This is a genomic window from Burkholderia guangdongensis (genome assembly GCF_013403875.1).
Taxonomy (GTDB): Bacteria; Pseudomonadota; Gammaproteobacteria; order Burkholderiales; family Burkholderiaceae; genus Burkholderia; species Burkholderia guangdongensis.
Window position 1 is genome coordinate 88,062 of the sequence record NZ_JACBNX010000021.1, and the last position, 7,453, is coordinate 95,514.

Here is a 7,453-nt window from a genome sequence, read left to right on the forward strand (position 1 = left end):
CTCAGGCGGCTTCCCCGAGCACGCGCCGGGCAAGAGAAAGGTCAACGGAAGTCTCGTCGCCGGCGTCTTCGACGAGCGGACGCAGCAATTGATGCGCATCCTTTTCGCGCCCCGTGCCGATCCACTGCCGAGCCAGCGCGACGGCCGCCCTGACCTGTCCCGACCGCACCCCTTGTGACCCGGCTAGTTCCACGGCAGCCAGGTAGCTCTGTTCGGATTGATCCCGCTGACCGGCGGCGGCCTGGCAGTACCCGCGAGCGAACAGCAGTTCCGGCATGCGAAGGAAATCGCCACTGGTGCGGATGAGCGCCTCGACCTCGTCGCACATCGCGAGCGCGGCGGCATGCAGCGACATGTCGGACAGTCCGATGGCCAGCATGGCCAAAGAGACACTCGTGATCATTTCGTACTGACAGCGGTGAAGCACGTCAACGGCGGACCGAATGAGTTCGACGCCTTCGGCTGGACGACCGCTCGTGATCAGCAGTTGACCGCGCAATACGCTTGCTACGCTGAGATACGGTGTCAGCGAATGGTGCGTCGCCACACGCTCGAGCGCGTCGACAACGCTTTGCATCCGCTCGACATCTCTCGCCCAGACGTACACCGACCCTGCCCAGATGAGCGCGATACAATGGGTGACCGCGTGACCCGATTCGCGCGCATCGGCAATGGTCCCGTCGGCAACGGCAAGCGCCTCCGAATACCGTCCCGTGAGCCACAGACTGCGGGCCAGGCCACACATTGCGCGATTATGGAAGTCGAATCCGAGCTTCGAGGTCGTGCTGGACGATGCACCGAAGCTCCTGGCAAAACATTGCTCCCAATGCTGCATGGCCTCATGGACCTCGCCCACGAGGTGCAGCGCCACCCCGAGGAGCGAGTCGACAATGGCTTGCGACTCCGAGTCCTTCAGTTCGAACAACAGCGATTGCGTCTTGCGAGCCGTCGCGAGCGCCTCGCTGTAGCGGCCATCCCGATGCAGCAGGACCGTGTAGCCGTTGAGCAGGTGAAGCGTACTGCGGAAATCGCCCAGCAGCCCCGCCACCTCGATGCTCCGGCAATACGCCGTTTCCGCGTCACTCCCCCCTCTCGAGAACATCAGCGACTGGCCGAGTGCGCCTTGTATCCGCATTTCAACGCGCGACCCGACAAGCTCCTCAGGCATTTGCGCCAGTGCGGCTTCCGCCCAGCGAGAGCATTCGGTGACGTTCGACAACTGCAATAGCAACGGACACAGCGAAGCCGCAAGCCGGCATGCTTCGGCCCCCTCCCCGCCGTCGGCGAACAGCCATTCGAGGGCGGTTCGCAGGTTGGCGAGCTCGAGCTTCACGACCTCGAGTGCGTCCTTGTCGAGGATGTCGGCCGCATATTGCTGTACCCAGTCCGCGAAATACCGGGAAAAGCCCCGCATGACAGCGACCATTTCCCCGGAATCGGACAGCTTCTTCGAGCAGTAGGCCTGGGTCGTATCCGACATGCCATAGCGAAGCGTCGCTTGCCCGGCATCGACCGTGACCAGGGACTTCGACACCAGGCACGCAATCAGTTCGATAGCGACGGATGGGTCGTAATCGAAGCAGCAGGCGTCGATGGCTGCGTCAAGGGTAAAGCTGCCGGCGAATACGGAAAGCCTGCCCATCAGGCGCTTCTCGTCGTCGGACAGCAGATTGAAGCTCCAGTCGAGTGTCGCGCGCAATGTCTGGTGGCGTGGAACGACCGTGCGCCGTCCGTGCCACATCAGCCTTACGCTGGCATCGAAGTGCGATGTGATTGCCTTCAGGCCGAGCGCCTCGATACGGCCAGCCGCCAGTTCGATGGCCAGCGCGATACCGTCCAGCTCGCGGCAAAGCTGGGACGCCAACGGAGCGTCGCTGTCGGTCAGTTCAAAGCCTGCGCAACTGGCCGTTGCGCGATCCACGAACAGCCTGACCGCCGGGTAAGCCAGCGCCGCTTCGGCGGTCGTTCCGTCGCCTTTCGGCGGATACGCCAACGGCTGCAGCCGATAGACGAACTCCCCTTCCGCGCGCAGCGGCTCGCGACTGGTGCAGAGAATATGGGCCCTCGAACAGCGCTGAACCAGCACCTCGGCAAGCTCCGCGACCACCGCGATCACGTGCTCGCAACAATCCAGCACGATCAGCGCGTGGCGCTCGCCCAGATGGGTCGCCAGCGCGGATGGGTCGTCAAGCCTGTTCTGGAGCCCGACCGCGTTTGCCACCGACGAACGCACGAGCGCCGCGTCCGTGATCGCGGACAGGTCGATGAAATGCACGTCGCCGTCGAATTGCCGGACGGCCGAATGCGTTGAAGCAATGGCAACCGTCGTTTTGCCGATACCGCCCGGCCCAACGATGGAGACGAGCCGCCGCTGCAGCATGTTCGCGAGGACCGACTGAACGTCCTCGTCGCGCCCGATTACCGAAGACGCGGGAGCCGGCAGCGCCCTTGCCGTGCGCACCGAGGGCGCATGCAGCGGCGCGTCCAGTTCATGGCGCTCGACCACGGCGACGAACGTATAGCCCTTGTTGGCGGTGTTGACGATATATCGCCCGCCCGCGTCCCCTTCTCCAAGCGCCTTGCGCACGGCGACGATGTGAAAGCGCAGGCTGCCCTCTTCGACGATCACGTCAGGCCAGACACGCGCAATCAAATCCTTTTTGCTGACGATTTCTCCGGCCGAATCGACCAGCGCGATCAGCAGGTCGAGTGCCCGCCCGCCGAGCCGGACGGGCAACCCGTCCCGTTCCAGCAGGCGCTCCGACGGTGACAGCGTGAACGGGCCAAACGACGCTCGCCACGTGGTGCTGTGCGTTGTTGTTTGCTGCATCGCAGCATCCCCTTTAGCCCCAAGTGCCATCCCCTCGGATCAGGTGACCCGCTCCATCCGGTCGACGCGTGCCGACAATTTAGCCAACTAACGGCCCTATGCCTAGCAAATGTTGATGATGGGGATGACACGTTCACCGCTATGGGCGCGAGCGGGTTATCGGGATTTTTGCGCAAAAGATCCAACCGCACGACGGCGGTTGTGCGGGGTCACTCGGCGCCGATCCTGATTTCCGGCTCGGCTTCGTCCGGACGGTTCAGCAGGATGAGCAGACGCGCGATCTTGTCGTCGAAGAAAGAAAAGATAAAGCTTAGTATCAGCGGCGACGGCAATCCCGTCTTTTCAAAATCGCCGCCCACTTCCGCCCTGAGGATGAGATCGCCAAAGTGCGATCGCGCGTCGATGACGTTCATGCAAAACCGCTCGCCGACGATCTCGTCGCGTATCCACCGCGAAATCGCGTCTTTGCCCCAAAAGTCGCGCAACTGGTCATTCAGGTAGGCATCCTGAACAAAGAGATCAATCAACCGGTCGGCGTCGCAGGCGTTGACGGCATCCACAAAGGAAGCGCCAACATTCCCGGCGATGTCTCGCCAGGTTGCCGTACGCGGATTCCGTTCGACCATGATTCACCCCACTGCCACACAGTGCATTCCATCCGCAAGACTACCAAAACCGGGGCGGCCGGTTGTTAGACCTTGTTAGCACCGGCCCGTGAATCGGCGGTCGGGCGCCTGGGCGAACGTAGCGCTCGGAGCCTTCGATACGCCTTCGGCGAGGCCCGAAGGCGTATTGCCACGTATTGCCACGCATTGCCACGTATTGCGACGCATTGCGACGCATTGCGACACATTGCGACGTGCGCGGTATGCCTAGTTCTTCGATCGGGCGGCCTCCTCGATCAACGCCGCGACGGCCGCCGGATGGGACTCATAGACAGCGTGGCTGCCCGGCGTCTCCACAACCGTCGCTTCGGCACGCTTGGCCATTGCGCGCTGCGCATCCGGCGGAATCATCCTGTCATGCGTGGTCACCAGATACCAGCTCGGCTTCGAGCGCCAGGCGGGCTCGGTCACTTCACCGCCCAACGCCGCCACGCCCCACGGCACCTGGGCGTTCGCCAGGAAAGCGGCGCGTTCGGGCTTCACATCGCCTGCAAACGCCTCGGCAAACTTCGCCTTGTCCAGCATCAGGAAACCGTTGACGGGCGGCAGGATGGGCGGAACCGGGGCACCGGCCGGCGGGTTGGCGATGAGCTTCTGGACGGACTCGCCCTTGTCCGGAGCAAACGCCGCGATGTAGACGAGGCGCGAGACTTTGGGATCATTGCCTGCCTCCGTAATGACCACGCCCCCATACGAATGACCGACGAGAACCACCGGGCCGTCCTGCGCGTCCACCACGGCTTTCGTCGCGGCGACGTCGGCGGCGAGGGTGGTCGTCGGATTTTGCACGATGCTGACGTGGTAGCCCTGCGCTTTCAGGAGGTTGTACACCGCCTCCCAGCCTCCACCGTCGACGAATCCGCCGTGGACCAGCACCACGTTTTTGATGGGCTCGGCGGCAAATGCAGGCGCAGGCTCGACCACTCCGAGAGCCAGCGAGCTGAAGGCCAGGGCACGAATCAGGGTGCGCAGCGACGAGAAAGGATAGGCTTGCATGTGATACCTCATTGGCAAGTGTGATGGGCGTGCGCTGCCCTCGGGAAGCACGGCATACCGAGGGGAACGGCACATTGCCAGTGTGGTCGGAAAGCGACTCGCATCCATCACCCGGATTGCCTACCTCCTTTGGGAGAGGCAAATCGGGCAATCTACCGCCCCGTCACACGCTTGAGCGTTTGCGACGGTGTCTCGCCGAAGAGTTGCTTGTAGTCGTTGGAAAAGCGGCCGAGATGCGAAAAGCCCCAGTTCATCGCGATGGAAGACACGTTGCGCTCCGAGCAATCCGTGAGCATTTCGCGCCGCACCGCTTCGAGCCGGTGCCACTTCAGATAGGCCATGGGGGCAAGCCCGAAGTGCTCGCGGAAGCCATCGAACAGCTTGTAGCGCGACACGCCCGCCGCCCGCTCGATGTCCTCAAGCGCAATGTTTTCGCTGGCGTTGTCATGGATGAACTGTTTCGCACGCAACAGATAGTGCGGGCACGCGGGACGCATCGCCTCGGCAAGCGCTTGCGAGTAGTTGTGTGGCTGAGAGAGCAGCAGGCCCTTGATGAGCACCTGCTCGAGATCCACCGCCATTTGCTGATGATTGAGCAATGGGCCGGCCGCGCCCATTTCGGCCAGCAGGAATTTGACCATGCGCCACCAGGCGGCCTGATCGCCGTCGGCGGCATTCATTTGCGGCTCGAACGTCAGCGCGGCATCGAGCGGGCGTTGCAGCAGCCCCTCGAGCACCTGGCGCAGTGCCGGACGAGGAATGGCCACGATGATCTTGCGGCAATTGCCCGCGATCACGAGATCCTGCGTCTCATGTGGCGACAGAACCAGGCCTCTGTCCCGATCCGACAGCCACAGGCGCCCGCGCGCAGCGAGTTCCTGCTGCCCGCTGAGCGGCAGGCTGACGCTATAGCAGTTGAGCGGCGTGTCATTGTGCACGGAGATGGTGACGTCGGTGCCGTACTCGACGTACCCCAGCGTGCTCGCCATGGAGCGCATCACCGTTCCCGAATGATGGAATTGCAGCTCGCGCGGGCTGCGTACCTGCAGCCCATGCGGTCCGCAAATCGACGACATCCAGTCGCGCGCGCCTTCGAGGTCGTGACGCAGCGCGTCAATACCGCGACTATCGTTGACGGCGGGGGTTTGCATGGCGTGCCACTGAGAGATGGACCGTGACTCGATAGTAAACCATCGCCGCGCGGGGACAAAATACTGAAACGCCCCCGATGCCCCCCCGATGCACGCCGCGCCGCAACCTCATGAAGCCGGGTGCGCGCTATTGCTGTCCCCAAATTTCTCGTAGTAGAGCCGATGGTCGTCCAGGCGCTCGCTCGCGAGCCAGGTCTTGATGGCCTCGACCATCGGAGGCGGTCCGCACACATACATGTCGAACGGGCTCGCTTCGAGCATCGCGTGGTCGAAATGTTCGGGGATGAGCCCCGTCTTGCCTTGCCACGCGTCGGAGGGATTCATCACGACGATGTCGCTCGCGAAATTGGCGATGCGCGCTTCATAGGACTTCAAACGATCGATCTCGCACAGATCGCGCGCGTTCGTCACGCCGTAGTAGAGATGCACCTTCTGGCCGCACCCGCCCTTGTGCGCGAGGTCGTCGAGCATGCCGAGGAACGCGGACAGGCCCGTCCCGCCCGCGACCATCACCAGCGGCCGTTCCACCTCCCGCAGATAGAACGTGCCGAGCGGCGCCTCGAACTCGATCGTCTGCCCCGGCTGGCAGCGCTCCCGCACATAGTTGCTCATCGCGCCGTCCGGCAGCAGCCGAATCAGGAACTGCAGCTGGTTCCTGTCGTCGGGCCGGTTGGCGAACGAATACGAACGCCACACCCCCGCGCCCGGCACCTTCAGGCGGGCATACTGCCCAGGCAGAAAATCGAGGCGTCCCGGATGAGCGCTCGCGTCCAGATGCAGGATCGCCGTCGTTTCGGAAACCTGCGTGACCGCCGTGACCTCCCCGGAGAGCAACGCGGTGCCGCCCGCGCTGCACAGGCTCGAATCGTAGTCGAAGTAAAACGACGCATCGGATTGCACGCGCGTCTGGCAGGACAGGATCCGGCGCGCGGCGAGATCGTCCGCGGAAAGCGTTTCCTCGTCGACGTAGTCCTGCGTATAACTGCCCGATTCGCAGCGCCCCTGGCAGGTTCCGCACACGCCCTCGCGGCAATCGAGCGGGATGTTCACGCCATTGCGCAGCGCGGCATCGAGTAGAAGCTCGTTCGAGCGAACATCGAAGAACACGGTTTTGCCGTCGGCAAAACTGAACGCGACCTTGTGGCTCATGTCGTGGCACTCCCGCTTACAGGTGGTAGAAATCCAGCACCGCGTTGATCTTGTCGTTCAGCAGCAGCACGTGCTTGCGCGCGATCTTCCAGGTGTCGCCAACGGGGCGCAGCTGGTACGTGGCGTGTCCGAAGAAGTGTTCGCCGATGCCGTGCCGCGCGTAGAACGTGGCCCAGTTGGCCTTCACTTCCAGCTCGCCGAGCTCGCGCTCCGTGATGCGCACGTTGGTGATCTGGTGCAGCGTGCGCGGCAGCGGCGTCGATGCCGCCGACTTGCCCGTGCGCAGACGAAACACGCGATCTTCGAGGCCCGTGCGGTTCGCGTAGTAGATGAGCGACATGCCGCGTTTCGGGTCGGTCGTGTACACGTGCTCGGAATCCCACTGGGGCACGTGAAATTCGCTATGCTCGTCGAACAGGTCGAGATACTCGTCCCAGCTCTGCGCGTCGCAAAGCTCGGCCTTGCGATACAGAAACTGCTCGACTGCCTGTTGCAGCGTATGCGTGACGGTCATGATTCAAGCTATATGAACGCGTCCCGTTTGCAACAGTTTTCGTGTGTTCCGACAGACAGGATGGGCTGCAGCTCTATATCCGGCCTTGTTGCAGGCGGTCGTGCCGCTGCGGGCCCGTATGAAATCCGCTGACTCGCACCTCATTCTC

6 protein-coding genes are annotated in these 7,453 nt (G+C 63.1%); all 6 read right to left on the bottom strand.

Features of this window, described 5'->3' with window-relative positions:
- Position 1: 1 nt before the first annotated feature.
- Positions 2-2,830 carry an ATP-binding protein gene (locus HZI36_RS20425; protein WP_179404472.1) on the bottom strand — a complete coding sequence of 943 codons (2,829 nt, stop codon included), beginning with the start codon at positions 2,828-2,830 and terminating at the stop codon, positions 2-4.
- Positions 2,831-3,039: 209 nt separating this feature from the next.
- Positions 3,040-3,456, bottom strand: coding sequence for a nuclear transport factor 2 family protein (locus HZI36_RS20430; RefSeq protein WP_179404473.1), 417 nt, complete (start codon positions 3,454-3,456; stop codon positions 3,040-3,042).
- A gap of 246 nt (positions 3,457-3,702) precedes the next feature.
- Positions 3,703-4,491 (bottom strand): alpha/beta fold hydrolase, encoded by a 789-nt coding sequence (locus HZI36_RS20435; protein WP_179404474.1) that lies wholly within the window; start codon positions 4,489-4,491, stop codon positions 3,703-3,705.
- 152 nt (positions 4,492-4,643) lie between these two features.
- Positions 4,644-5,642: an AraC family transcriptional regulator gene (locus HZI36_RS20440; protein ID WP_179404475.1), complete on the bottom strand. Its 999-nt coding sequence runs from the start codon at positions 5,640-5,642 to the stop codon at positions 4,644-4,646.
- Positions 5,643-5,750: 108 nt separating this feature from the next.
- Positions 5,751-6,791 carry an anthranilate 1,2-dioxygenase electron transfer component AntC gene (gene antC, locus HZI36_RS20445; RefSeq protein ID WP_179404476.1) on the bottom strand — a complete coding sequence of 347 codons (1,041 nt, stop codon included), beginning with the start codon at positions 6,789-6,791 and terminating at the stop codon, positions 5,751-5,753.
- A 16-nt stretch (positions 6,792-6,807) separates the two neighbouring features.
- Positions 6,808-7,305 (bottom strand): anthranilate 1,2-dioxygenase small subunit, encoded by a 498-nt coding sequence (gene antB, locus HZI36_RS20450; protein ID WP_179404477.1) that lies wholly within the window; start codon positions 7,303-7,305, stop codon positions 6,808-6,810.
- Between the last annotated feature and the right edge of the window lie 148 nt (positions 7,306-7,453).

Excerpts from the sequence above, each read along its gene's own strand:
- HZI36_RS20425 (WP_179404472.1), bottom strand. The coding sequence starts at position 2,830 with ATGCAGCAAACAACAACGCACAGCACCACGTGGCGAGCGTCGTTTGGC.
- HZI36_RS20430 (WP_179404473.1), bottom strand. The coding sequence starts at position 3,456 with ATGGTCGAACGGAATCCGCGTACGGCAACCTGGCGAGACATCGCCGGG.
- HZI36_RS20435 (WP_179404474.1), bottom strand. The coding sequence starts at position 4,491 with ATGCAAGCCTATCCTTTCTCGTCGCTGCGCACCCTGATTCGTGCCCTG.
- HZI36_RS20440 (WP_179404475.1), bottom strand. The coding sequence starts at position 5,642 with ATGCAAACCCCCGCCGTCAACGATAGTCGCGGTATTGACGCGCTGCGT.
- antC (WP_179404476.1), bottom strand. The coding sequence starts at position 6,791 with ATGAGCCACAAGGTCGCGTTCAGTTTTGCCGACGGCAAAACCGTGTTC.
- antB (WP_179404477.1), bottom strand. The coding sequence starts at position 7,305 with ATGACCGTCACGCATACGCTGCAACAGGCAGTCGAGCAGTTTCTGTAT.